The following is a 25,825-nucleotide window of genomic DNA, read 5'->3' as shown; positions in this document are numbered from 1 at the left end:
CCATGGATTCTTCGGTTCAACCCACACTTACTCTTTTGGTCATCAATGCGCAGCGACTTGAGTCTGGCTTATCTGCGGTGATGCATTGGGATCGCCATGGCGGCACGATTGGCTCCGGCTCTCACTGTACCTGGATGCTTAAGGACTCAAGCGGCGCTGTGGCGAGTGAGCACTGCGAAGTCGTGCTGTTCGATGGCGCTTTCTGCCTGCGAGATCTGAGCGGCGAAACCTATATCAACGCGACAGAGATGCCGATCGGTAAGGGGCTATTGGCTAAATTGGTTCACAAAGATCACATCAATATTGGCCCGTATCAAGTGCGAGTGATGTTGGGCGACTTTGAGGAAGAGAGTACCTCAGGTCCATTGAGTCAGCTGTTTGAAGAGACAAGTATCGATCTGTTGGCCGATGAAGAGCCGGAGTTACCGGCGCAGACGGAAGAGCAACAGCCGGTCAACCACGATCCTTTGGCAGCGCTGGATGACTTAATGGCCGGGAGTGAAGAGGTGTGCCTAATCGATGGTCAAGAGATCGCTGAGGAAGAGCAGCCACATTCTATTGTTCCAGAAGATGACCTCACGTTACGTCAGCCAAGCTTTACCTTACAGGCGGACAGTGACAATGAGATCAGCTCGTCAATGACGCTTAAACGCATTCTTAGCTTTGGTTTTGGCAAAAAAAAGGCCGACCAGAAAAGAGCAGATAACTTAGATAAGCAAACTCAGGCAACTTCGCTTGAGCCACAACAACAAATAATCAACGACAACGTTTCAGAGGGCTTTGATATGGATGAGCAAACATTAGATTTGCTAGAGGAAGAGGTAGCAAAGAGTATTCAACCTGAGTCGCAAGAGGCTGTACAACCTACCACGGGTGGCCACTTATTGACTGGACCTATGCTCAATGGCTTAGGCGTGCAGGTAGAGCAAACGGACAACATTGAACGTATGCACATGCTGTCTCAAGAAATGGGAGAATCACTGCAAGCCTGTATTCAAGGTTTACTCGACCTTCATCAACAGGTGAGCGAAGGGCGCTTTGGCACTTTGAACCGAAATTTACAGCCGATTGAAGACAACCCGTTGCGCTTGGGGCTCTCTTACCAAGAAACCATTAAAACGCTGTATGACTCAGAAAAAAGCGCGGTGCACCTCTCTGCACCTGCGGCCATTGCTGAAAGCTTGCGTAATGTTCAAGCGCACAACGAAGCGATGCAACACGCCACCGGTGAAGCACTCACTCAAATTCTGGGCGCCTTTTCTCCGCAGGTACTGCAACGCCGTTTCCAAAACTACAAACGTTCTCATCAAGAGAGCATCCAAGATCAAGACGCGTGGGCGTGGAATATGTACTGCAACTACTACCAGGAGCTGACGTCACACCGTCAAAAAGGCTTTGAGAAGCTGTTCTGGGAAATTTTTGAGCAGGCGTACGACAAAAAAATTCGCGAGAAGCAATTGGAGTTTTAGTGGTGAGAAACCTGTTATGGATGAGCTTTCTCGCCGTTGTACTCTCTGCATGTAGCAGTGAACCGCAGCCTTATGACCCAACACAGCTCGCCACCAAAGTGACGTTCAGTATTGTCGCTGGTGACGACGTTAACCCAAGCCTGTGGGGGCAAGCGTCACCGGTGGAAATCCAAGTGTTTGAGTTGGTCGACGACTCGATGTTTATGTCCTCGAGTTATGACCAGTTAAAGGCGGATTACAAGAAAGCGCTAAAAAGCAATTTCGTTAAAAGTTACGACTATGTTCTGACGCCCGGTCAGTTCAAGTTTGTCAACCAAATCGAGGTCGATGAGGAGACCAACTACATCGGCATCATGGCGAACTTTTCTGATATCGAGCTTAGCGAGTGGAAGAAAGCGGTCAAAGTATTGAACAAAGGCAGGGAGTATCACCTTTTGATGCTGCTTGATGAGTATGACGTGAAGTTGGAAAAGGTGGAATAAGTAAGATGTTTTCACGCAATCGTGTTATTTGGAATGAAGGTTTGTTTATCAAACCGCAGCACTTCCAACAGCAACAGAGATATACCGAATACTACATCGATGAACGGATGAGTTCGGTCAGCCGCTATCTGTATGGTGTCTCTGAATTCTCATTGAACCCTGAATACTTGTCATTTGGTCGCATCGCGATTGAACGAGCGGTCGGTATTATGCCTGATGGCACAGCGTTCCGCATTCCGCAGGAAGATACTTTGCCCGATGCATTGGAAATCGATGATGCATCTTTAGCTAACCAGTTGGTTTATCTGGCTATTCCACTGCGCAGTGAATCTTTAATGGAAATCAATTGGCCAGAAACCCAAGGGACTGGACGCTATGAAAGTCGCCGTTTAGAGGTGCGCGACGTGCACACTGTTCAGGGGGATATGACCACGATAGATGTATCGCCGATGCGCATCCAACTGATGCTAGAGAAAGAAGATCGCAGCGCCTATGCCTCTATGGCCGTTGGTCGAATTTTGGAAAAACGGCCAGATGGTAGCGTGGTGATGGACCCTGACTTCATTCCGTGTCACCTCAACGTAGTCGGCAACCTAGCACTGCATCGTTTCGTCAATGAAATCTCTGGGCTGATGCGCGAACGAGCGAAAAACATTGCCCAGCGTATCAGTTCGCCATCGCAAGGTGGGGTAGCTGATGTCTCAGACTTCATGCTGTTGCAAGCACTAAATCGCCTGCAGCCGCAGATGCAACATTTGGCCGAGCTGCGCAGTTTGCATCCTGAACGTTTGTTTGAGTGCTTATCAACAGTGGCGGGGGAGCTGGCGACCTTTACCGATGAAAGTCGTTTGCCGCCAAAGACAGTCAGTTACAACCACGATATGCCGACCGAATCATTCTGGCCGCTCATTCGTAATCTGCGTCAATCACTCAGTGTTGTACTCGAGCCAAGAGCGGTCTCAATCCAGCTTGATAAACGCAAGTACGGTCTGATGGTTGCGCCAATACAAGACCCACAATTAATGGATAGTGCGGACTTTATCATTGCAGTGAAAGCGCGTATGCCGATGGATGAGCTGCGCCGTCAGTTCACTCAGCAGACCAAAGTGTCTTCGGTTGAGAAAATTCGCGAACTCATCTCATTGCAACTCCCCGGCATTCCTTTGGTCGCATTGCCAGTGGCACCACGTCAGTTGCCGTATCACGCGGGCTACACCTATTACCAACTGGATAAGACCAGCAGTGCTTGGAGCATGCTGCAACATTCGAGTGGGTTTGCTTTCCATGTGGCTGCGGCGTTTGAGGAGCTGGATCTACAGTTCTGGGCTATCAGGAGCTAATCATGGATATCAGTAAAAAAGAAAGTAAATACAGCAGCTTGCTGTTTGATGATGTCGAGAAAATTAATCACGACCAAGATTATTGGTTCCAGCTGCGTGGCAGTTTGAGTAATCCATTGATTGACGCTGCCACTCCGCTATTGGGGTTGGCGCTGCGTGTTAGGCAGTTGGCTGAATGTGACAATATTGAGTCAATTTACGAACAAACCGTCGAAGAGATTAAAACCATTGAAATCGAGCTGACCGAACAGGGGTATGAACATGCGGTCTTGATGGCATACCGCTATATCTTGTGCACCTTTCTCGACGAAGCGGTGATGGGCACGCCATGGGGAGCGTCGACTGTTTGGGCTGAGCATTCGATGCTATCGCGCTTTCACAACGAAACCTGGGGCGGGGAAAAGGTGTTTACTATCCTCAAGCGCTTAGAAGCGGAACCACAACAGTACAAGTTGCTGCTGGAGTTCATTTATCAATGTTTAGTGCTTGGCTTTGAGGGCAAATATCGCGTGATTGAGTCTGGAAAAATCGAGCGCGAAAAAGTGATAGCGCAACTTCATAAGTTACTCAATCTCGACCAAGACACAGATATTGCTCAACTCACGAGTGCCACTGAACACGTGGTGCGCTCTAAATATAAGCTAAGCAAGCAACTGCCACTGTGGTCGATATTTGCTGGTTTTGTCGTGCTTTGGGTTGGCGCGTTTCTTGGCTACAGCTATTTACTCCACGTCAAAACCAGTGACGTCATCGAACAACTAAATCAAATTCTATAAAAATAACTTATAAAGGCTAGGTGATTGCCGTGATCCGTATTGAACTACCGACTCTTATTGCCAAATTAAATCCACAGAGCAAGCTCGCCTTAGAGCAGGCAGCATCTGTGTGTATTGAGCGTCAGCACAGTGAAATCACATTTGAACACTATCTAGAAGTGTTACTGGATAATCCGCTCTCTGATGTTCGCGCGATTATTAAACAGGCTGAACTCTCGCTCGATGAAATCAAACAGGCGATTGTGACCAGCTTTACTCGTGAGCAAGCGCTCGATAGCTATCCTGCATTCTCGCCACTGCTGGTCGAGTTGATGCAAGAGGCTTGGTTGCTGTCAACCACTGAACTGAATCAGTCAGAGCTGCGCTCAGGGGCAATTTTACTGGCAGCACTGACTCGAGCAGATCGCTATATGGACCAAAAACTGGTGCGACTGCTTGATTCGATCAATCGTGAAAGCTTGAAAAAACATTTTGACACTGTGTTGGCCGACTCTGCCGAAACACAGGTTGAGACAGCCGAAAAAGCCAGCAACGGTTCTATCGGCGCAGAGAGTGGCTCAGTGTTGTCTAAGTACTGCACCAATGTAACAGAGCAAGCGCGTCAAAATGAACTTGATCCTGTGCTGTGCCGAGAGAATGAAATCAATCTAATGATTGATATTTTGTGCCGCCGCCGCAAAAACAACCCCATTGTGGTCGGAGACGCTGGTGTCGGCAAAAGTGCCATGATTGAAGGGTTGGCGTTACGAGTCGTCGCAGGCACTGTGCCACTGAAATTACAAGGCGTTGAACTTTACTCACTGGACCTTGGCTTGTTACAAGCGGGAGCGTCTGTCAAAGGTGAGTTTGAAAAGCGCCTTAAGGGTGTGATTGATGCGATAAAACACTCGCCAAAACCTATCATCCTGTTTATTGATGAGGCCCACACCTTGATCGGGGCGGGTAACCAAGAGGGCGGTGGAGATGCTGCAAACCTGCTCAAACCTGCGCTTGCACGCGGCGAACTGAGTACCATTGCTGCTACAACGTGGAAAGAATACAAAAAGTATTTTGAAAAAGACCCGGCTTTGACGCGTCGTTTCCAACTGGTGAAACTGGAAGAGCCGAGTGTCGAGCAAGCGGTGGATATCCTACGTGGCCTCAACTCCGTCTATGAGAAAACGCACAATGTCTTGATTACCGACGATGCGCTTAAAGCGGCCGCGGAGCTTTCAGTGCGTTACATTTCTGGGCGTCAGCTGCCGGATAAAGCGATTGACGTTCTAGACACCGCATGTGCCCGCATCGCCATCAACCTAACCGCGCCACCTAAGCGTTTAGCCTTCATCGAAACGGCTTGTCATCAGCGTCAACTAGAGATTGCTATGCTGGAACGCGCACAACTACTCGGTAAAGAAGTTGATCACCAACGTCTCGAGGAGCTTAAAATCGAGGAAGCGGCGGACGAGTGTGAACGTGATAAGTTAACCGAGCAGTGGCAACAGCAAAAGCAGCTGGTGGAAGAGATCATTGAGCTTCGTGCGGCGGTGAGTGCAGATGCTGAAGTACCACTTGAGCTAGAGCAGCGTGACCAGGCGTTGGCGACCATTGGCGAAAAGTACCAGCAATTGGAGCAAATTCCTCACAACGAGCGCCTGATTCATCCTCAAGTGGACGCGCAACAAGTGGCAGAAGTGATCGCTGATTGGACGGGTGTTCCCGTTGACCAAATGAAAAGCGATGAGCTACATAAGATTACCCATCTGGCAGAGATTCTTGGTCAGTCGATTAAAGGTCAGGATGTCGCCATTGAGCGTGTACATCAACACTTGCTGACTGCGCGTGCCGATTTGCGTCGTCCCGGTCGCCCTAAAGGTGCCTTTTTGCTTGTTGGTCCTAGTGGTGTGGGTAAAACAGAGACGGTAGTGCAATTGGCTGAGCACCTGTATGGCGGTAAGCAATTCTTAACCACGATTAATATGTCGGAGTATCAAGAGAAGCATACCGTATCACGTCTCATTGGCTCGCCTCCTGGCTATGTCGGTTATGGTGAGGGCGGTGTGCTCACCGAAGCGATTCGCAAAATGCCGTATTCGGTGGTACTGCTCGATGAGGTTGAGAAAGCCCATCCAGAGGTTCTTAACTTGTTCTATCAAGCGTTTGATAAGGGCGAATTGGCCGATGGCGAAGGGCGAGTCATCGACTGCCAAAACATCGTGTTTTTCCTCACCTCGAACTTAGGTTTCCAAACCATTGTTGACCATGCCGAGCAGCTCGACCAGTTAGATGATGCGCTCTACCCAGAGCTGGCCGCTTTCTTCAAGCCAGCGCTGTTAGCGAGAATGGAAGTGGTCCCCTACATGCCGCTAAGCCCAGATGTGTTGGAGTCTATCGTCCGATTTAAGCTTGAGCGCCTAGAAACCTTGTTCAGTGAGCGTTACTCAGCCAAGGTAGAGATCCAAGACTCACTGATCGACGAAATCCTGGCCAGAGCGACACGTTCTGAAAATGGCGCACGGATGCTCGAAGCGATCATCGAAGGCCAGTTGCTGCCGCCCGTCTCTTTAGCGCTACTGAATAAGCTCTCACAGCAGCAACCTGTCACCCGTATCTATCTTGCGGCGCAAGAGGGTGAGTTTATCGGTGAGGTTGAGTAGTAATGGCTAACTGGTTAGAGCGAGTCACAGAGTTAATTGGTATCAAGACCAAGAGTGAGTTGATGACGCGGTTCGTGGATATGCTGGTCACAGAGCTCAGCCTGTCTAACTGCATGGTACTCACGCCAAATTCTGAGGGGCGACGACTTGCCCCTCACCACGCCGAGTCTAGCGTGAGCTGGGGCGTTGATGATCTCAATACCCCTTTTGCGCACGTGCTGCAAAGTGCAACGCCAATGACACTCTCAGCGGATGAACTGTTGTTCTGGCAATCTGATCGCGCTTTCGCCGATTTAGTTGCAGGAGTGGGTATGTTCGAGAGCGTATGCATTCGACCTTTGCCCATGAACTCGAAGCAAGTGCAACTGCTGCTGTTTATGCAAGGAGACCAGCGAGGCATAGAAAAAATGTTTGCTAGTCAGGAGTGCTTGCAGTTTGTGGATGTGTTCACCAAGCAGTGGCAATTGTTAGACGAAATGGAGCGTGAACAGCGCGATATCAAGGTGCTTTCGGAGTCGCTGAGCGACATGCAGCGCGATAGTCAGCAGCGTGATATGGCCGATAAACTGTCACAATCGCTGATCGGAAAAAGTGCGGCGATGCAACGTTTGAGACAGCAAATAGTCAGTGCGGCGGCGTCTCAGTTGTCGGTGATGATTCAAGGGGATACTGGGACCGGTAAAGAGTTGGTAGCGCAGGCCATTCACCAACTCTCTAACCGCAATGCTCAACCTTTGGTTGCGATCAATTGTGCTGCAATTCCGGAAAACCTGTTAGAGAGTGAGCTATTTGGCTATTGCAAAGGGGCGTTTTCTGGTGCGGAGTCAGATCGTAAAGGTCTGATTGCCCAAGCCGATGGCGGCACCCTGTTTCTCGATGAAATCGGTGACATGCCTCTCTCTTTGCAAGCTAAACTGCTGCGTGTACTCGAAACCAAGCAGTTTAGACCTATTGGCGGTAAGGAAGAGCTAAGTTCTGATTTTCGCCTAGTTTCGGCAACCCACGTCAACTTACTGGCTCAAGTGCGCAATAAGCTGTTTCGACAAGACCTTTACTACCGTTTGTTCCAATACCCGCTCACTTTGCCGCGGTTATCAGAACGACTTGAAGACCTGGACCAGCTCAGCCAACACTTCGTGAATGAGTTCAATCAACAACACGGCACTCATATTCGTGGCTTGCACTATCGTGCGCTCGATTGCTTGAAGCAATACAGCTTTCCAGGCAATGTCCGCGAGCTGAAACACTTAGTTGAATTCGGCTGTGCCCAATGCCGTGATGAACTAGAGGTGGGCGAGGGGAGCTTTGCAAATCGCATTGCCTGTTTGAACTTTGAGCTTCAACATGCTGAGCCTACCAGCGCCCAAGCTGTGCAACCCAATTTCATTAATGACAACCCGTATGTGTCGCCAAGCAATGATTTCTCGGCGATCAACGATCTCAAGCAAGCGATGAACGACTACGAAGAGCAAATTATTCGTGAACGCCTGAATCAGTTCGCGGGTGATCGTGGCAAGGCGGCCAAAAGTCTTGGAATTCCCAAACGCACGTTGGCGTATAAATGCCAGAAGTTGGAGATCAAAGCACTATGAGCACGGCAACTTGTAAAGCGATTTCAGCCATCGTGGTGCTGTTGTTTTGTTCTCCATCGTTTGCCGCGGAGACGGCTGAGCAACGTCTCAAGCAAGCACAGCAATGCACTGTAATTGCAGAGCGGCTTGAGCGATTAAACTGCTTTGATCGTGTAATGCAAACCCCCAATCTACATCAGCGTGTGCAAGAAAAAGAGGACAAACCTCAAGCATGGCATAGCGCGTTTGAGAGTGCACGGGCATCTCAGCCGATCAATGTGGTGCAGCAAGGTGATGATGGAGATGCGTGGTTGACCTTGTCCCAGCCACTTGAGTCAGACAAGTTGTCTCCGGTACTGATGATGAGCTGCGTCAACAAAATCAGTCGCATTGAACTGGCGCTGCCTAGTGAGCTAGCTGACGGCCGTGTTCGAGTGTCTGTCGCCTACGGGCCAGAACAGTACTGGCGCAGCGACGACACTGGCGTTCTGTTTTCCTCTGCGCGTGGATTACCAGCCATTGCCATGATGAAGGCGATGAGCCAACAGTCTCGACTGGTGCTACGTTCCAACTCACCACACATTGATGGATTGCAATTTGATGCGGTGGGACTGGCTGAGGCGCTGCAACCATTAAGACAAAGGTGTGGGTGGTAACCATGGATATAACTCAATACCGAGCCAGTGTGATTCGGCCGATTAGTGCAGAGTCTCCTGTTGGTGAGCGCCTGCTTGATGAACCTTTGTTCGACTTTGTTGAAGATCAGATGATGAAGGTTGGCTCTCTGTCTCATGCCAGTGTTCAGTGGCAAGAAGTTGAGCACAGTACCATGACGCTTTTGAATGAAAAAAGCAAAGACATCAAGCTACTGGTTTACCTTTTGCAATGTTTACATCATCAATTGACCCCCCAGCGATTGATCACCTCATTTGGCGTGATGAGTGATTTTGTCGCTCACTACTGGCATGACTGTTACCCCGCGCCGGGTAAGCGTGGCAATCTGCCGCGGCGCAAATTCTTCAGCCAGATCTGTCAGCGTTTTTCGCTAGCGGTCGAGAAATTTGATTTTGCCGCCCTTGATAGCCAGGACCGAGAGGAACTGCAGCAAGCGGTGCAGGAGTGGCAGAGCGTTATTGAAGCCAATGAGTTGAGTTCAGAGGTCGCCGATTCAGTGGTGGTGACGATCCTCAATCAGCTGAAAAAAGCGCAAGAGCGAGAAAAGGTGGCACGCGCCGCGGAGCAAAAATCGCCCACGCCAACAGCAAGTGCCTCATCATCGAGTTCCACGCTAGCGATAGACAATTCTAGCGACAAAGCGGCTAAGCAGACGCTGCTTAAAGTGGCTGAGTATCTCGCTGAACAAGAACACTCTGGCGCGTTAGCGATTCGTGTGCGTCGTCACGCGCTGTGGGGGGCGATTTCAACGTTGCCGGATCACGATCATCTTGGCCAAACTTTGCTGCGAGGGATGCAGACCGAGCGGGTTAAGGAATATCAAGATCAGATGCATCAGCCTGATTTGGCTTTGTGGCGTCGTGTCGAGCAGAGCTTAACCATCGCTCCTTATTGGTTCGAGGGGCAACTGATGAGTTATGACATTGCCAAAGCGCTGGGCCAACAACGTTGGTGTACAGCCATCCTTGAAGAAGCTCAGGTATTTGTTGAGCGTTTTCCAACGGTTATCGACCTTAAGTTCAAAGGCGGGGCCCCCTTTATCAACGATAGTGTCAAGCAGTGGCTCAGTGGTAGTCCTGCCAGTGCCGGGTCGACATCGAAATCTGGCAGTTGGCAGCAGCAGCGTGAAGAAGCGTTTAATCTCGCCAAAGAGGGAGGGATCGCGGTCGCGATGTCGATGCTCAACGACGGGTTAGTCGCAGCGACAGAGCCGCGAGACCGATTCTATTGGCGGCTGATCAGTGCAGATTTGCTCAAGCACAACCAGCTCAATGCGATGGCCGATGAACAGTATCAAACCTTAAAACAAGAAATTATACAGACGAGCGTTACCGATTGGGAGCCGTCACTTATCGAACAACTACAGCGAAATACAGCGTCAGATTAAGCAAGGGACAATCCATGTGGAAAAGTATCATTGGGATAGTGAAAAAATTTAAGCCAGGTATCGCAGCAGCGCTTCCCATTCTGCTGTTTACCCTCTTTATCCTGTTAAATGTCGCCATTTGGTGGGCAGGGCCTTGGCTTGAAATTGAGGGGAGTAAACCGTTATCCAGTGTCATCGCGCGCTCGGTAGCGAGCGCCATTTTTGTACTGTTCTCTCTTTCTGGATGGGGAATATGGCAATGGCGCAAATTGCAAGGTTATAAGAGCCAGCAAAAACGCGAAGAACAATTGAAGCAAGACCCGATTCAACTGTATGAACAGCGTCAGGAAGCAGAGCTCAATGACGTGATGAAGGAGATGAAACAGAGCCTTAACACGCGCAATTACCTCTATGCACTGCCATGGTATTTGGTACTTGGGCTGGAAAATGCGGGCAAAACCAGCTTAATCAATCGTTCAGGTCAAAACTTTGCATTATCGTCCGTGATGCGTGCGTCAGGTCAAAAGAGTGAAAACCCTTACTCGTTTGATTGGTGGATTGGTGATGAGTCGGTATTGATTGACCCTGACGGCGAGCTGTTAACTCAGGGCAATCGCAACCAAGATAATGATGGCGAGCTCGAGCGCCGCTTGTGGTTGAATTTTGTTAACTGGTTAGAGAAAACCCGTAGCCGCCGACCGCTAAACGGTATTGTGCTGGCACTGGATGTTTCGCACCTTGCCACCTCGACGACAAGTGAACGCAAAGCCTACGCAAACTTACTACGAGCCCGAATTCGTGAGCTTATGGAAACGCTGGCCACACGTTTGCCCGTTTATATTACGCTGACCAAACTCGATTTGCTGTACGGCTTTGAACCTTTCTTCAAACACTATTCCAAGTCTGAGCGCGAAGAGGTGTTGGGCTTCACCTTCTCTTTGGAGTCGGTCGATAACCTTGATTACTGGTTGGAAGAGTTTTCCAATGACTATGGCCAATTTGTGGCGCGGATAAACGAGTTGTTTCCGCACGCAGTTGCTGAGCCGATGGAGCAAGAAGAGCGCGACGCCATCTACAGTTTTACCCGCCAGATGTCGGGCCTGCAGAGTATCTTAAAAGAGTTTTTTCAAGATGCGTTATCGAGTGATCAGTTTTCTACTTCCGCGCTGGTACGAGGGGCTTATTTCACGTCAGTGTATCAGCAAGGGGTGCCAAGCAACGCGTTTGGCGATTCCGCGTCTCGACGCTACGGCTTATCGCACGCGGTGAATAAGGCGCAAAACGCTAAGAACTCGACGGTTTACTTCACTCAGCAGCTATTTAGCAACATCATCTACCCAGAAGCGGGCTTGGCGTCGGACAACTTTCGCGTCGCCAAACACAAGCGACGTTTAATGGGACTCTCTTTTGCGGCCTGCTTGGTGGCGTCGGTGATGCTGTTTGGCACTTGGCATCGCTATTACCTGATTAATGTCAATCAGTCAGATGCTGTACTGACTAAGGTCAATGAGTACAAGGATAAGTATCCATCGAATCTAGCGCTTGCGTCGCAGCGAGATATTTTGGAGCCGCTCAATAAGATTCGTCAGGCGACACTGGAGTTCGGTTTCTTCCGCGACAAACCGCGTTACATTTCCGACTTTGGGCTGTACCAAGGTCACACGATTGGTCCTATGGTTGAAGATACCTATCTTAACTTGCTCGAGAATCGCTTCTTGCCGCTATTGATGGCCGATGTTGTGGTCGCTTTAGAACAAGCACAGAGCGAAGAAGAGAAGCTAGCCGTGTTGCGTGTTTATCGCATGATGGTCGACAAGAGCGGTCGATATAAAGACTATGTCCTGGATTACTTTGCCAAGTATTGGCAGCGTGCTTTCGCCGGTCAAAAGCGCGTTCAAGGGGAGCTCATCGAGCATCTTGACTATGCGATGCGTCATACCGACCTTGCTGGCGCACGCGCCGACGGTGACCTGTATGCTGAACAAGTAATGAAACCGTACGACAAGACGATTGCCAGCGTTCAAGCGGAACTGAGCACTATGCCCAACGATCAACGGGTATATCGTAACCTCAAGCTCAATGCACAAACCGTATTGGGGCCCTCGATCAGCATTCGCAACTTAGTGGGTCCGATCTTTGACGTGGTGTTTGAAGAGCGGGTGGCAAACAGCAGTCTTTACATTCCACAAATGCTGACGAAAGAAGGGTTTGAAAATTACTTCATGCCGCGTTCTGAGTCGGTGTCTGAGCTTGCTCTGATCGATGGCTGGGTGCTCGGCCAATCTAAAACCGCCCAGTTTAGTGAAGCGGATAAGCAGGTCCTGCGCGAGAAGATTCGTAATCTCTACGTTGCGGATTACGTCAACACTTGGCGCGCGGCGCTCAATGACATCGACATGAAGTATTTTGGCGATATCAACGATGCTGTGATGGTGCTAGAAAACCTTACCGGAAATGTTGAGCCGTTGCAGCGTCTGCTGCGCACCCTTGACAATAATACTCATGTTGTCGCCGGTTTGGATGCAGACAATGATGCCAAAGACGAGCTGTTGAAAAGTGCCAAGTATCAGGTGGCATCGAATATTCAGTCGCCGTTTGCTGAGTTGAACTTAATGTTAAAACCGGTGGGTGACCAACCTGCGTATATCAATGAAGTACTGTCGTCTGTGGATGAACTCAAGACGTATCTAAAAGCGATTCAAGAGTCGCCAGATGTGGGGATGGCGGCACTCGATGCGACGAAAGCGCGCGTTAAGTTGGTCAGTGCTGACCCTATCTACACGCTGAAACGCATCGCATCAGGGCTGCCAAGACCGCTTGATAGCATGGTGGCGAAACTGGCCGATGAAAGCTGGTATGTGGTTAAGCAAGAGGCCATTAAGCACTTGGAAGTGCGCTGGTATGAGGATGTCTATCAGCCTTACTACACTAAGCTTGCGAGCCGTTATCCATTTAATCAGCAGTCGAGTAAAGACGTTGCACTTGAGGACTTTGAGTCATTTTTTGCCCCTAATGGCACCCTAGATAGCTTCTACAGCAACCAGCTTAAGGTCTTCATCGAAGAAAACATCGCTGTCGATGACGTCGACAATGCTCAATCGATTATTCGACCGGAAGTATTGGCGCAGATTGCCCAGGCGCAGCGTATTCGCCAAGCTTTCTTTAATCGAAAAGGGATTTTAGATGTCAATTTCTCGGTTGAACCTTTGCGGCTAAGTGGCAACAAGCGTCGCAGTGTGCTGAATGTGGATGGTCAATATTTGACATACAGCCATGGCCCGCGCGACGGAGTTGAATTGATTTGGCCGAACACTCTGCGTGACTCGGCAGTATCAAAAGTGACCTTAGTACCGACCAAGTCAAACTTGTCGCCAAGAAGTATCAACCTGAAAGGTCCATGGGCATTTTTCCGCTTGCTGGAAAAGGGTGACGTGTTATCAGCCAGCAAAACCACGGTTGACTATCAGTTTAACGTCGATGGTGGTGAGATGATTTATCGCATCAATGCGGAGTCAGACGCCAACCCGTTTACCGAAAGACTGTTCAAATCCTTCAAACTATCGAAAACCCTCTATTAACCCCATAAAGGAGCAAGGTGACTTGCTCCTTTAACGATTAGGACCGTAGTATTCATGTCCAGCATATTTCTTGAACATCACCTTTACCATATTGCTCTAGACGCCTCGTCGGTCAGGCACCTTGATGGGTATCAGCGAGTTCGCGATGAAATCAATGCGCGCTTTAATCCCCTTTCTGGTGGGACCAATTGGCAAACGGTTTATGAGTGTTGTGAAAACTTAGCCAAAGGGCCAGGTGTCGACCTACTGCTGAGTAGTTATATGACCATCGCCAAGCTCAAAATAGAGGGGCTTAGCGGTTTTGCTAATGGGCTTGAGTTGATGATGCAGTGTTTGCTCTGTTTACCCAAAGCGGACAGCAAATCGGCCAAGATGCGCAAGGAAGTGTTTGATTGGGTTAATGGCAAAGCGATCCCTGAGTTAAAAAAACTGAAACCCACTCAGGAGCAGCTTCGCGACTTGTACCGCAGCGAAAATCTTTGCCAGCGAATCAATGATTGGCTCGCTATCGAGCAGCCTGATCATCAAGTCGATTTCGAAGGGATTGGGTTCGTGTTGTTTGAGCATATCGACCTGATTGAGACTCGCTACCATACCGCGATCAAGCGTCAAGAAAAGCAGCAACAGCAGCACAGTGACAAAGTCAGTCGCCAACGCTTTAGTATTGGTCTATTGGTTTCGGCTGTATCTGGTCTGTTACTGGGGGGCAGTGCGTTGTGGTTGTATAGTCATCCGCAGGTGTTTCATCCATATTATTACAAGCAGTCGATTGAGATACCGAGCCTAGATTCAAACAGTGTCGGGGATTTCGTCGCAGCGACGAGTCCTAGCACACTGGCCTCATTTAGTCGTGAGTTGGTGCCTATGTATCAGGCGGCGATAGAGCGCGAGACACAAGCGTCGATTGAGCAGCCTTATTTGCGGGCGATGGAGCAGTTGGACGTGTTGCAAAAACTCTATGCGGGCAACCAACAAGTGTCGCAGATTGGCAATCAACTCACACAGCAACAGCAGCAAGCGCTGCAACAAGCTGATCAGTTTGTCGCGCGATTTGGCGACATCCGAACTAAGATGGCGAACATCGCATTATTGGCGAAGAAGCGCCGTTGGCAACAAGTGGCAGATGAGACCAAGTCGTTGGAAGCCTTTGCCGTTAGCCTGTCACCGATCTACGGCCGCGTCGGCTATGTTGAAGATCTGATTGCGCAGCAGCAGTATCAGCAAGCACAGCAAGAGTTTGAGGAACTTAAACGTCGACTCAATAATTTAAGCTGGAAAGTTGCTGAGCTAAATCAGCTACTTGAAGATTAAGTGACAGATTGTTAGTCCCAATGGCTTGCACTTTGATGTCAGGATCGATATAAATTCGCCTTTCCGCTTTCCATCACAGGCTCGAGTAGTTGGGGTTAACGCACATGACGCACTTTTGGCAACAAAAATCATTAGAACAGATGACAGAACAAGAGTGGGAGTCTCTGTGTGACGGCTGCGGCAAGTGTTGCCTGCACAAGCTAATGGATGAAGATACAGATGAGGTTTACTACACCAACGTGGCGTGTAGTTGGCTTAATAGCAAGACCTGCGCATGTAAAGATTACCCAAACCGATTTAGTTCAGGTGAAGAGTGCACCAAGCTGACGCGCGAAGATATTGATGATTTTACTTGGTTGCCCCATACCTGCGCTTATCGTTTACTGGCAGAGAACAAGCCGCTGCCTGAGTGGCACCCATTACTAACCGGTTCCAAGTCGGCCATGCATGCGGCGGGAGAGAGCGTACGCAACAAAGTGGTTTACGAGATTGATGTGGTGAATTGGGAAGACCACATTTTGAATCATCCGCACCGTCCATAATCGATACTACAGCCGCGAGTTAGCGGCTGTTTTTTTATCTGTCCTCTTCATTGTCAATCAAACTGCCTCATTGCCCGAGTTGTGGTGTACACTAAAAAGCAATAACTTTTGAAACAAAGACTTGCTCAAGTCTTGTGAGGTGAACATGAATCAACTCGGCCGCGTTAACTACCCACTGTTTTTCGCTCTGCTGGTGCTCAGTCTTGCGTTAGTCACGAGCGTTGTCCATGCCAATGAGGCGGAGACCGCTGCGCCATTGAGCAAAGACGAGATCAGCATACAAACATTAAACGATGAGATGAAAGCGCTGACTGACTCACTCAACAGCGCCAGTGGTGATGAAAAAGATGCACTGCAGCTCAAACTGTTTCAAAAAAATGATGAGTTGAGAGCTCAGCTGAGTAATGCGATTCGCAGCAAGAGTGTTAACGAGCAGACCTTAATTAGCCAAGTTGAGCAGCAACAGAAATACATTCGTAGCGCGACACTCTACCTTGAAAGTCAAATTAAAGCCTTGAATGTGAAGATAGACGAAGCTCAGAACGAGGAACGTCTTTCCTTATTGACGGATTATCAAGATCTTCAACATTATCTCGATCAGATTGTGGCGTCGAACTGGCAGAGTATTCAATGGCTTAAGGAGCTGGGTTTAGATGAAACTGCCGCCGAGCAAAAACTACGCGATCTGGTTGAAAGGCGTCTACGATTGTTGTCGGCATCGGTAGAGTTCTTTAATCAGCAGTTGGGGACGGTAGGCAAACAGCTCTCGGTTAGCCCAGAGTCGGAGAAAGCTGCGCTGCAACTGAGCCAGTTGGTCATTAAGCAGCGAATGAACATCGCCGTTGAAAGCATGTCGACCCTGATTAGTCTCGGCGACAAGCTTGATATTGATACTGCAGAGTACAAACGGCTTCAGTTTGAAGTGACGGGCAGTATTACTCAGGATCTGCTCAATGGACAGGTAATTGCGGCAATCCTAACCACGTGGTCGAATAGCCTGTGGGATTGGATTGCCAACAATGCTCCGCAGCATCTGTTCCAACTTCTTGTGTTTGGTCTGATTCTTTTTGCTACCAGTTTGGTGGCTAAACTGGTGCGCAAGGTGGTGAGCAAAGCGGTGGTTACTAAAAACCTCAATTTGTCGCACCTGATGCAAGACTTTTTTATCGGCATGTCGGGCAAGTTTGTCTGGGTAATAGGGATACTGGTTGCACTATCGCAAATTGGCCTCAATTTAGCGCCGGTGTTAACCGGTTTTGGTATCGCCGGTGTCATCATCGGTTTTGCTTTGCAAGACACGTTATCGAATTTCGCTGCCGGGATGATGCTGCTTATCTATCGCCCATTCGATGTCGGTGATTTTGTGTTTGCCGGCGGGGTTGATGGCAAGGTCAGCCACATGAGCTTGGTCAACACCACAATCAAGACGTTTGATAACCAAATTATCATCATTCCGAACAGCAAAATCTGGGGTGACGTCATTAAAAACGTGACTCATGAACGCATCCGCCGAGTGGACATGGTGTTTGGCATTGGCTATTCCGATGATGTGCTGAAGGCTGAGCAAGTGCTAACCGACATCGTCAACGCGCACCCAAGCGTGCTTCGCACTCCTGAGCCGAATATTCGAGTGCATACCCTGAACACCTCATCGGTCGATTTTATTGTTCGTCCTTGGGTTAAAACGGATGACTATTGGGATGTGTATTGGGATGTGACCAAAGAAGTGAAACTGCGGTTTGATCGTGAGGGGATCTCGATTCCATTCCCACAGCAGGATGTGCATCTGCATATGGTCGAGCGCGATACTACTGCATAACCACCGACGGCGCCCAATGGGCGCTGTTTTTCTAGCGGCTAGAATGTGGTTCGTATCGACAAAAAAACGCCCCGAAGGGCGTTGAAATGTCACAAGCAAAATTATTCAGGCTTATTTTACTTGCGCTTTAATAAACTCACCAAGCTCTGAGTGATGCATAATTTTTGATACTGGCAACACTTTATCCGCAGGCCCCCAAGCAAAGACATTGACCGGCGTATGCGTGTGAGTACCCGTACCCCAGACAATGTTCTGGCTGGTGGCCTGTTCGCGAGCCAGCAAGTTGCCACGGTCGTTGTATGGGAAGAAAGCATCAAAATCGTTGATGGCAGGGACGTCCTCTACCGACAGGTAGCTGTGACCGGCTAAACGGTATGGGTTTGGCTTACTTTTCATTACCTTGGCTGCTTGCTCTGCCGTGATAGGGAACGCGCTGTTTTGATTGACAATTTCAGCCAGTTTCTCTGGGGTTTGTTGCGCTTTGTCTAGCTTCTCAAACTGGCTGATCATCGCGTAATAGCTCAGCTTTTGATTGTATAGGCCGTCTAGGATATCGAATGCGCCAAAGTTGAAGTTTGGTGCGTAGTCACGGTTTTCGAACGCTTTTCCTGGGCGCTGCTGCGGCTTAGGCAGATCTTTTGACGAGTAGCTGAAACCGAAAGAGCCAGTTTCATGGTCAGCGGTGACAATCACAATGGTATCGTCGCGATCTTTGGCCCAATCGTAAACCGACTGTACCGCTTCGTCGAATTTGATCATCTCATGCAGCATTGTACCCGCGTCATTGCTGTGTCCCGCCCAGTCTATTTGACCGCCTTCAACCATCAAGAAGAAGCCATCTTTGTCTTTGGACAGCACTTGTAGCGCCTTGTCAGTCATCTCTTTCAAGCTTGGTTGAGTGCGAGTAGGGCTGTTTTTCTCATTGCTGTATGCAATGCCATCGTTCATGCCAGAGTAAGCAAATAAGCCCAGTAGCTTGTCGCCTTGTGCCTGGCTTAACATGTCGCGGTTGAAGGCCAAGCTGTAGCCTTGTTGCTGAGCTTCGCTGAGTAGATTTCGTTCATCCTTGCGCTTTGACTTGAGGTAAACATCCCCTTGTGTCAGCGCTTCCAGCTGCTTGTAGGTCTCGCCCTTGTCATTGGTGGAGTTTGGAATCCAGTGACGTAAACCACCAGAGAGCATAACGTCGACCCCAGTTGCCAGCATATCTGACGCGATTTCGTTCTCAAGCGAACGGTGTGGCTGATGCGCAGCAAAAGCTGCAGGTGTGGCGTGAGTGAGACGAGTATCAGAGACGAGCCCCGTCGCCTTTCCTGCACGTTTTGCTTTCTCTAATACGGTTTCAACATGATTGCCTTGCCCGTCGATACCAATCACTTCAGAGGCGGTATAGATTCCGGTTGCGAGCATGGTCGCTGAACAGGCTGAATCGACCACAATGGCATCTTCTGGGTAGGTAAGAGAAGATCCAATCACGCCTTGTTCAGCGAGTTGATAGAGCGCGGTTTTTTTGCCCTGATAGATAGAATTTGGCGCTTGGTTTGCGTAAGTTTCTAGCAGGCCTACTTGCTGTGGACCCATGCCATCGCCAATCATCAATATTACATTTTTGATCTCGGCGGACACTGCGCTGAGGGAGAGCGTAGAGGTTGCCACTGCGGCAATAATTGGTTTTATATAGTGCTTCATCAAATTGTCCTTGTTTACAAAAGCAACGCGATTAAAACATTGATTTATTTCAACAAGGTTTCTGTTTGGTTGCAAAAATATAACAAAGACCTCGAGCCCAACTTTGTGTTGGCTAACCAATAAAAAGCTCACCAGTGAGGTGAGTTTTGAGTGACTAAGGAAGAGTAGAGCAATGTCTAAAAAATGAGCATGATTATGTTTTGGCTCAGTTCAGCACGTGTTTATTATGTCAGCGCGCCAAAGAAAGTGGGTTTGTCGATAAGTTGCGCACAACGTCCAATCCATAATGATGAAGAGTACAGATTATGGATTGGAGCATTTAATCGCGACAAATAGAGTTATTTGTCGAAAGGGAAAGAGATGTCAATCAAGGCTAACTAAAGCAAGGCAAGTAAAATACCGCCAACCGTTGCCGCAGCGGAAAGATATTGCCCCGCCGAGTATGACCCGTCTTCTTCTTCTTTGATCTTATCAGGGTGGTCCATACCGAGTGCGCCGTGAGCAAAAGATTCGACTTTTTCACCAACCGTTTTGTCCCCTTTTTCGGCGGCTTTACTCTCTTTGTCAATTTCCTGCAGTGCAGCCAAAAGCGCTCTTCCCTCTTCAGAGAGGGTGACTTTATTTTGCTCCACTTTGAGCGGGGCTGGGCTGGAAGCGGCATCTGCTGCCGTTGCTTGAGGCTTTACCTGCTGGGTAGGGGACAGTTTGGCTGTCTCCATTCCTACTGGTGTCATAATGATCTCCTTACATCATCCTCAGACAATATATCGACTGCTTGATGAAAAACTTGTGCAAAAAATGCATTATTTGCATAAGTTTCCAGCAAGCATAAATCGTGCCTGTTTAACAATTCTTCACCAGCATTCCCGTTAGTGAAGGGAAGGGCGCGTCTGACCGCGCCTGATCATAGACTCTAAAGCAAAAACAGTGCCTATTGACAATTCAGCGAATCATTACGTTTGCCGAGATGTTGATACGCGGCTAAACGGTTTTTCTCTTGCACATAGCGAGTTGGCGGAGCCAGCACTTCCAGCCAATAGTCGTCCCCACTGGTTGAGCGGGGGCTACCTGCAGTCGTAGGCGTGATCACCACAACATTTAAATTCGGGTTACGCCTTGCAATTGAGGACTTTATCCCGAGTCCTTGTTCTGTGTGAAACTTGCCAGCAATATGGACAACTTGCGTTGTGGGGTTTTGTTCAAGATAGCGGACAATACTGTCGGCCATGGTTTCGTCCCAAGTCACTTGTGCGGCAAACTGTCTTTCGGTTTGCTCTGGTTTGCCATGGTGCATCGAGGCCATAAACTTCTGTTTGTATGCGGAATCTGATGTATCAATCTCAGTGGCGATTAAGGCACGTTGAGTGTCATTCAATTGGTCGAGGTAATCGACGCCTTGACGACCAATACAGCGCACGATGAATTTAGGGGCATTGGCCGCGATAATATCGAGGTTCTGAGCTTTGGCTAGCTCCACCAACGGACGGTAGTCACTCTCATAATTGGGCCAAGCGTTGCCCTGGTTAATCAGCACTTGTTCACCAATCGTGCCCGCGAGGTACTGATCGACCACGCTTTGCGCGTCTCGAGAAAACTGTTCCATAGAAACAGCGACGGTATGTCCTTCGTGCACGAGTTGCCTTAACAGATCGGTTTGAAAGCGATGGATCCCAGAGTGGGTATGCCACTCGCCAACCAAAATCACATCAGCATCGACAAGCTGATTGGGCAATGCACTCAATGACACCAGCTCAGAATCTGAGGAGAGTAGGGAGTAATCATAATAGGTTTGGGTAGGTTTGCGTGGCGCTGACGAGCAAGCACTGAGAAAAAGAGTGATAAGCGATGTCGCCAATAAAGTACGCATAAAAAAGCCTCCAGATGATAGTGGGTGCATACTACTGGAGGCTTATTAATGTTGCAATAGAAATGAGAACTATTATCTATTGGGTCTGCTTGCGGTAAATACGTAGCATGAAATCTGCCTCACATTGATACAGTGTAGCTGACTGCAGCTCGGCTCTGAGGGTATCCGAGGCTTTCCACGCAAATGGTGTCATCTGCAGCAGATCGTAGCCATCTCCTTGCGCCAGCGGCATCATGTAGTTCAGCTTAATCTCTTGCTCTAACGCAAAGCCTGGCATTGCTTCGGCGGTTTCATCGTGCAGTCTAACCTCAGAATAGATCGCTTCACGCAATTGATATAGGTGACGTGCGGCTGGGGTCACGGTGATCACCACGCCTTCGGGTTTGATGACACGGGCCAGCTCATCGGCTTTGCAAGGGGCATATATTCGCACCACGGTATCTAGGCTGCTATCGGCAAAAGGAAGACGATGGCTAGAGGCAACACTGAAGGCACAGTTGCTATAGCGCTTCGCTGCATAACGAATCGCCACTTTGGAAATATCAAGTCCGTAAGTTTGTGCTCCCGGCGACTTAGCGAATAGTTGATCGGCGATTTCTGTGGTGTAGTAGCCTTCACCGCAGCCAATATCCAAAAGCTGCGGGTTATCACCTTTGGTATATTGTGCGCACAGCTGCGCCACTTTTTGCCTCATCGGCCGATAGTAGTCTTTCTCTAAAAAGCGCCTACGCGCTTGCATCATCTCCTTATTGTCACCGGGATCTTTTGAACGCTTATGTTGCACCGGCATGAGATTGATATATCCCTCCTTAGCAAGGTCAAAGCTGTGGCTGTTTTCACAGCGATAGCTGCGTTCAGAGAGGGTCAAGGCTTGATGACAAAGAGGGCAGGTGTAAGACATAGCTTGCTCAGTTGATGATTGTTCTAAACGGCGCTAAGAGTACCGAGGAATGAGCTAGGTTTCTACAATAGAATTGTTCAAACGTTCGATTGACGAACCTAAGAAAATGGCAGGTTGTCAAACCTGCCATTGAGACCGTCACTCTAGGCCGAGATTGTGGTCACTAATTGATGGCTTTCACCGGGTTGTAAGGTTTGTCCTTGTTCGATGCTTGCAGCATGCAGGCTAGACTCGACACACAAAAATGTTATGTAGCCGTCGTCTTGCATGTCGCCCATCCCTTGTGCGCCTTGCGCCCACGGGTTCCATAATACCGCAGAGTTATGTCCTTGGTTTTCCACTTTGATAGAGCGATTAAGTACCGGATCTTGCACTGTGATCTGTGTTTGGGGCTGTGTGTAGACGCGGTCGATAGTGTCTGTCAGTTGCAGTACATCACCACCTTGGCAGACTTTTCCGTCTTGTAGGCTATCGATATACTGGTTGCCCATTCCGCTTGTTTGCACTTGTTCGATATCCCCTACGTTGAGGTAGCTGTGCAATGCGCCAGAGAAAGTCCAAGGGTGATCATCGGTGTTGGTCACATCAAGAGTGACCTTTAGTTCATCGCCAATCTCAACCAACAAGTGTGCTTGGAATTGATGATGCCAAATAGCGAGTGTTGACTCTGACGGCAGTAAACCAAGTTCGACAATTACACCGTGTTCATTTTCACGGTGTTCTAGTAGGGTCCATTCACTGTTGCGTGCAAAGCCATGAGCAGGTGCGGCAACGCGTCCAAACCAAGGCCAGCAAACAGGAATTCCACCACGCAGGGCCGCTTTCCCATCAAATACAGCTTGTTCGCTCATCCAAATCAGATCTTGCTGACCTTGCGGTTTGAATGAAATGACGTGACCACCGTGCAGCGCGATACCGGCTGTGGCTTTTTCATGGATGACACGCACGACTTTAACTTGGTCAACCTCAACGATAGTGACCTTGTCTGAAAGGACGGTGAGAGCAGGGAGAGTATTTAGGTTCATAGTCTTGAGTTCCTAAGTCCTAGTTCCTAGCTTCCCGAGTGTCCGTCCATCTAGGAACTAGGCACTGATTTCTAGGAACTTTAAATACAAAAAAGGCGACTCGAGAGCCGCCTTTTACAAGATTCTGCGTTAAACGCTCATCTTAAAGTAATGATTACTTAGAGATGTGAGCGATTAGGTCTAGAACTTTGTTTGAGTAACCGATTTCGTTGTCGTACCAAGATACAACTTTAACGAAGTTGTCAGTTAGAGCGATACCAGCTTTAGCATCGAATACTGAAGTTTGAACTTCACCAATGAAGTCTTGAGAAACAACTTGGTCTTCAGTGTAGCCTAGAACGCCTTTTAGTTCGCCTTCAGAAGCTTCTTTCATTGCTGCACAGATGTCAGCGTAAGAAGCGCCTTTCTCTAGGTTAACAGTTAGGTCAACTACAGAAACGTTAGCTGTTGGTACGCGGAAAGCCATACCAGTTAGTTTGCCGTTTAGTTCTGGAAGAACAACGCCTACCGCTTTAGCAGCACCAGTTGAAGATGGGATGATGTTTTGAGAAGCACCACGACCACCGCGCCAGTCTTTAGCAGAAGGACCGTCAACAGTTTTTTGAGTTGCTGTAGTAGCGTGAACTGTAGTCATAAGACCAGAAACGATACCGAACTTGTCGTTAAGAACTTTAGCAACAGGCGCTAGACAGTTAGTAGTACAAGAAGCGTTAGAAACGATGTCTTGGCCAGCGTAAGTCGCGTGGTTAACGCCCATTACGAACATTGGAGTTGCGTCTTTAGAAGGACCAGTTAGAACAACTTTTTTCGCGCCAGCAGTGATGTGCTTACGTGCAGTCTCGTCAGTTAGGAAAAGACCAGTTGCTTCAGCAACAACGTCAACACCGATTTCGTCCCATTTTAGGTCTTCTGGGTTGCGCTCTGCTGTAACACGTACAGTTTTACCGTTAACGATTAGGTTACCGCCTTCAACTTCAACAGTACCGTTGAAACGGCCGTGAGTTGAGTCGTACTTAAGCATGTATGCCATGTAATCTACATCGATAAGGTCGTTGATACCTACTACTTCGATGTCTGCGCGCTCTTGTGCTGCACGGAATACGAAACGACCGATACGGCCAAAACCGTTAATACCTACTTTGATAGTCATTATAGTTGCTCCACAACTTAATTTCTGATTAAAGATAACTGGTAGTAAAATTACAGAATCCAGTCAAAATCTGCAACTGATAATCGGACTTAACTTGTTTAAAGTCAAAAAAAAGCGTCGCTTTTTTTCACAATTAGTCGCAAATGGTTAACTTTTGAACGGATTACTGGTTTCTTCCTACACCAGTTGACGTAAAATAGTTTAGATGTCGACAGCAAGTTGCTGAAAGTTTAATCATCCATTTATGGTTTCAAAGTATGTGCTACAAAGGTCGATATCCGCAAGTTTTTCGCAAAAAAAGTCATAACTAAAAATGAGAATACGGAGAGATAAAGTCGTGAAACATAAGGTAGAAAATATCACGAAACCTGATGAATACTGGCGTGAGAAGCTATCTGACGAAGCGTACCGAGTGTGTCGCGAGCAGGGAACAGAAGCGCCGTTCTCGGGTAAGTTACTTCACAACAAAGAGACGGGTATATATGCATGTACCTGTTGTGAAACGCCCCTTTTTACCTCTGAGAATAAGTACGACTCGGGATGTGGTTGGCCAAGTTTCGATGCCCCAATAAACAGTGAGGCTATTCGCTATTTAGAAGATCTGAGTCACGGAATGGTGAGAACAGAGATACGCTGTGCGGCGTGTGACAGCCATCTAGGTCACGTTTTTCCTGATGGCCCAGCCACAACCGGTGAAAGATTTTGTGTTAACTCAGTGTCGTTAATTTTCAACAATTCCTAACAATGCGACGATTTAACCACTACTGAGTGTTTTATCCTTTCACTTCACTATTGGGCACTTTCAAACCTAGGGATTTGCTCTGCGTTGAAAGTGCCTGCCCGAATCGAGTCCTCTATCTGCTCAGCAATGTCATCAAGTTGATCATAAATACTCTGTTCAAACCCATATAAAAGCTGCAGTTCACTGTGTGAAGCAATTGGCACATTGAACGCTTCTGCGACACGAGTCCAAATGTAAGCTTCTTGCTTGAGACCAATTTGGTAAGTGGTGCTGGCTAAAGATTTAAAGATCTCTGTGTTGATGTTTTTTCCGCTGCTGAGCTTTAACGCGTTGAGCAGCAGGTGGCGGGTTTTACCATTATCTCTACTGGTGTAGAAGGTAGCCAGAGCATACTGCATTTCGGCGGTTTCGAGGGCAGGGGAGCCTTCGAGTTGCAAGAATCTTCGCCGTGCTTGGTCATCGCCTACTTGACTCCACAAAAAGTATAAGGCTTGTGGAGAGGACGACTTGCCGAGCGTCGCGACTATCGCTTCAAGGTCTTCACCCGCGTTGACGAGCGCGTTGAATCGACGTTGTTTCAGGTCAGTTTGATCCAGTGGCTGTATTTGCGCTGCAAGCTCTAAGCATTTCTTGTACTCCGCAGCCAAGTGATACTCTTTTATCTTATTTTGGTCGGAGGGGTTTTTTAATACTTCAAATCGATGCCAAATAAGGTCGGTGCGAGGCACCCGACATTGACCGTCATTGATGTTTAAGCGCTCACACTGGAGGCGAGGGTTGTCATTACAGAGTTGCTCGGTATTTTTGTTGCCCTCAAAACAGCCACTAAGCAGTAGGCTGGTCGATAAAAGGGTAAGAGTACTAATTGTCTTCATGCTGTCGTTGC

The 25,825-nt window shown here is 48.6% G+C and carries 20 protein-coding genes; 13 read left to right on the top strand and 7 right to left on the bottom strand.

Features of this window, described 5'->3' with window-relative positions; all coding sequences use genetic code 11:
- Positions 1-2: 2 nt before the first annotated feature.
- The 12 genes from tagH (at position 3) to MTO69_RS08935 (ending at position 17,565) form a co-directional block, all read left to right on the top strand.
- A complete protein-coding gene (tagH, locus tag MTO69_RS08990; protein WP_248328497.1) occupies positions 3-1,469 on the top strand; it encodes a type VI secretion system-associated FHA domain protein TagH in 1,467 nt (488 codons plus the stop codon).
- A 2-nt stretch (positions 1,470-1,471) separates the two neighbouring features.
- Positions 1,472-1,951 (top strand): type VI secretion system lipoprotein TssJ, encoded by a 480-nt coding sequence (gene tssJ / locus MTO69_RS08985; RefSeq protein ID WP_248328496.1) that lies wholly within the window; start codon positions 1,472-1,474, stop codon positions 1,949-1,951.
- Positions 1,952-1,956: 5 nt separating this feature from the next.
- Positions 1,957-3,291 carry a type VI secretion system baseplate subunit TssK gene (gene tssK, locus MTO69_RS08980; protein WP_248328495.1) on the top strand — a complete coding sequence of 445 codons (1,335 nt, stop codon included), beginning with the start codon at positions 1,957-1,959 and terminating at the stop codon, positions 3,289-3,291.
- Positions 3,292-3,293: 2 nt separating this feature from the next.
- Positions 3,294-4,067 carry a type IVB secretion system protein IcmH/DotU gene (icmH, locus tag MTO69_RS08975; protein ID WP_248328494.1) on the top strand — a complete coding sequence of 258 codons (774 nt, stop codon included), beginning with the start codon at positions 3,294-3,296 and terminating at the stop codon, positions 4,065-4,067.
- Between the two features lie 20 nt (positions 4,068-4,087).
- A complete protein-coding gene (gene tssH / locus MTO69_RS08970) occupies positions 4,088-6,703 on the top strand; it encodes a type VI secretion system ATPase TssH (RefSeq protein WP_432715634.1) in 2,616 nt (871 codons plus the stop codon).
- Positions 6,704-6,705: 2 nt separating this feature from the next.
- Positions 6,706-8,295, top strand: a complete 1,590-nt coding sequence (locus MTO69_RS08965; protein WP_248328490.1) for a sigma-54 interaction domain-containing protein — start codon at positions 6,706-6,708, stop codon at positions 8,293-8,295.
- A complete protein-coding gene (vasI, locus tag MTO69_RS08960) occupies positions 8,292-8,930 on the top strand; it encodes a type VI secretion system-associated protein VasI (RefSeq protein ID WP_248328488.1) in 639 nt (212 codons plus the stop codon). The genes MTO69_RS08965 and vasI overlap by 4 nt, the downstream gene beginning before the upstream one ends.
- A gap of 2 nt (positions 8,931-8,932) precedes the next feature.
- On the top strand, positions 8,933-10,336 hold the full coding sequence (tssA, locus tag MTO69_RS08955) for a type VI secretion system protein TssA (protein WP_248328486.1): 1,404 nt from the start codon (positions 8,933-8,935) through the stop codon (positions 10,334-10,336).
- A 59-nt stretch (positions 10,337-10,395) separates the two neighbouring features.
- Complete coding sequence (tssM, locus tag MTO69_RS08950) at positions 10,396-13,893, top strand: type VI secretion system membrane subunit TssM (RefSeq protein ID WP_248334445.1); 3,498 nt, start codon at positions 10,396-10,398, stop codon at positions 13,891-13,893.
- A gap of 54 nt (positions 13,894-13,947) precedes the next feature.
- Positions 13,948-15,204, top strand: a complete 1,257-nt coding sequence (locus MTO69_RS08945; RefSeq protein WP_248328484.1) for a type VI secretion system ImpA family N-terminal domain-containing protein — start codon at positions 13,948-13,950, stop codon at positions 15,202-15,204.
- 104 nt (positions 15,205-15,308) lie between these two features.
- Positions 15,309-15,746, top strand: a complete 438-nt coding sequence (locus MTO69_RS08940) for a YcgN family cysteine cluster protein (protein ID WP_248328482.1) — start codon at positions 15,309-15,311, stop codon at positions 15,744-15,746.
- Between the two features lie 145 nt (positions 15,747-15,891).
- Positions 15,892-17,565 carry a mechanosensitive ion channel family protein gene (locus MTO69_RS08935; RefSeq protein WP_248328480.1) on the top strand — a complete coding sequence of 558 codons (1,674 nt, stop codon included), beginning with the start codon at positions 15,892-15,894 and terminating at the stop codon, positions 17,563-17,565.
- A gap of 111 nt (positions 17,566-17,676) precedes the next feature.
- Here the strand turns inward: MTO69_RS08935 and MTO69_RS08930 are convergent, their stop codons facing one another.
- From MTO69_RS08930 to gap, 6 genes are all read right to left on the bottom strand, one after another.
- Positions 17,677-19,254 carry an alkaline phosphatase gene (locus MTO69_RS08930; RefSeq protein WP_248328478.1) on the bottom strand — a complete coding sequence of 526 codons (1,578 nt, stop codon included), beginning with the start codon at positions 19,252-19,254 and terminating at the stop codon, positions 17,677-17,679.
- A gap of 377 nt (positions 19,255-19,631) precedes the next feature.
- Positions 19,632-19,988: a hypothetical protein gene (locus MTO69_RS08925; protein ID WP_248328476.1), complete on the bottom strand. Its 357-nt coding sequence runs from the start codon at positions 19,986-19,988 to the stop codon at positions 19,632-19,634.
- Positions 19,989-20,185: 197 nt separating this feature from the next.
- Positions 20,186-21,121, bottom strand: coding sequence for a ChaN family lipoprotein (locus MTO69_RS08920; protein ID WP_248328474.1), 936 nt, complete (start codon positions 21,119-21,121; stop codon positions 20,186-20,188).
- A gap of 76 nt (positions 21,122-21,197) precedes the next feature.
- Entirely contained in the window at positions 21,198-22,022 is an 825-nt protein-coding gene (gene rlmA / locus MTO69_RS08915; protein WP_248328472.1) for a 23S rRNA (guanine(745)-N(1))-methyltransferase, read from the bottom strand.
- A gap of 143 nt (positions 22,023-22,165) precedes the next feature.
- Positions 22,166-23,047 carry a D-hexose-6-phosphate mutarotase gene (locus MTO69_RS08910; protein WP_248328470.1) on the bottom strand — a complete coding sequence of 294 codons (882 nt, stop codon included), beginning with the start codon at positions 23,045-23,047 and terminating at the stop codon, positions 22,166-22,168.
- Between the two features lie 154 nt (positions 23,048-23,201).
- Positions 23,202-24,197, bottom strand: coding sequence for a type I glyceraldehyde-3-phosphate dehydrogenase (gene gap, locus MTO69_RS08905; protein WP_248328468.1), 996 nt, complete (start codon positions 24,195-24,197; stop codon positions 23,202-23,204).
- A 337-nt stretch (positions 24,198-24,534) separates the two neighbouring features.
- Here gap and msrB point away from each other — a divergent pair, with 337 nt between their 5' ends.
- A complete protein-coding gene (msrB, locus tag MTO69_RS08900) occupies positions 24,535-24,939 on the top strand; it encodes a peptide-methionine (R)-S-oxide reductase MsrB (RefSeq protein WP_248328467.1) in 405 nt (134 codons plus the stop codon).
- Between the two features lie 47 nt (positions 24,940-24,986).
- Here the strand turns inward: msrB and MTO69_RS08895 are convergent, their stop codons facing one another.
- On the bottom strand, positions 24,987-25,814 hold the full coding sequence (locus tag MTO69_RS08895) for a DUF2989 domain-containing protein (protein ID WP_248328465.1): 828 nt from the start codon (positions 25,812-25,814) through the stop codon (positions 24,987-24,989).
- Between the last annotated feature and the right edge of the window lie 11 nt (positions 25,815-25,825).

The sequence above is a fragment of the Vibrio sinaloensis genome (assembly GCF_023195835.1).
GTDB classification, from domain to species: Bacteria; Pseudomonadota; Gammaproteobacteria; order Enterobacterales; family Vibrionaceae; genus Vibrio; species Vibrio sinaloensis_C.
This window is presented reverse-complemented; position numbering and strand designations above follow the sequence as displayed.

Excerpts from the sequence above, each read along its gene's own strand:
- icmH (WP_248328494.1), top strand. The coding sequence starts at position 3,294 with ATGGATATCAGTAAAAAAGAAAGTAAATACAGCAGCTTGCTGTTTGAT.
- rlmA (WP_248328472.1), bottom strand. The coding sequence starts at position 22,022 with ATGTCTTACACCTGCCCTCTTTGTCATCAAGCCTTGACCCTCTCTGAA.
- MTO69_RS08910 (WP_248328470.1), bottom strand. The coding sequence starts at position 23,047 with ATGAACCTAAATACTCTCCCTGCTCTCACCGTCCTTTCAGACAAGGTC.
- MTO69_RS08895 (WP_248328465.1), bottom strand. The coding sequence starts at position 25,814 with ATGAAGACAATTAGTACTCTTACCCTTTTATCGACCAGCCTACTGCTT.
- tssA (WP_248328486.1), top strand. The coding sequence starts at position 8,933 with ATGGATATAACTCAATACCGAGCCAGTGTGATTCGGCCGATTAGTGCA.
- MTO69_RS08935 (WP_248328480.1), top strand. The coding sequence starts at position 15,892 with ATGAATCAACTCGGCCGCGTTAACTACCCACTGTTTTTCGCTCTGCTG.
- vasI (WP_248328488.1), top strand. The coding sequence starts at position 8,292 with ATGAGCACGGCAACTTGTAAAGCGATTTCAGCCATCGTGGTGCTGTTG.
- MTO69_RS08945 (WP_248328484.1), top strand. The coding sequence starts at position 13,948 with ATGTCCAGCATATTTCTTGAACATCACCTTTACCATATTGCTCTAGAC.
- MTO69_RS08930 (WP_248328478.1), bottom strand. The coding sequence starts at position 19,254 with ATGAAGCACTATATAAAACCAATTATTGCCGCAGTGGCAACCTCTACG.
- MTO69_RS08920 (WP_248328474.1), bottom strand. The coding sequence starts at position 21,121 with ATGCGTACTTTATTGGCGACATCGCTTATCACTCTTTTTCTCAGTGCT.
- tagH (WP_248328497.1), top strand. The coding sequence starts at position 3 with ATGGATTCTTCGGTTCAACCCACACTTACTCTTTTGGTCATCAATGCG.
- MTO69_RS08925 (WP_248328476.1), bottom strand. The coding sequence starts at position 19,988 with ATGACACCAGTAGGAATGGAGACAGCCAAACTGTCCCCTACCCAGCAG.
- gap (WP_248328468.1), bottom strand. The coding sequence starts at position 24,197 with ATGACTATCAAAGTAGGTATTAACGGTTTTGGCCGTATCGGTCGTTTC.
- MTO69_RS08965 (WP_248328490.1), top strand. The coding sequence starts at position 6,706 with ATGGCTAACTGGTTAGAGCGAGTCACAGAGTTAATTGGTATCAAGACC.
- tssK (WP_248328495.1), top strand. The coding sequence starts at position 1,957 with ATGTTTTCACGCAATCGTGTTATTTGGAATGAAGGTTTGTTTATCAAA.
- MTO69_RS08940 (WP_248328482.1), top strand. The coding sequence starts at position 15,309 with ATGACGCACTTTTGGCAACAAAAATCATTAGAACAGATGACAGAACAA.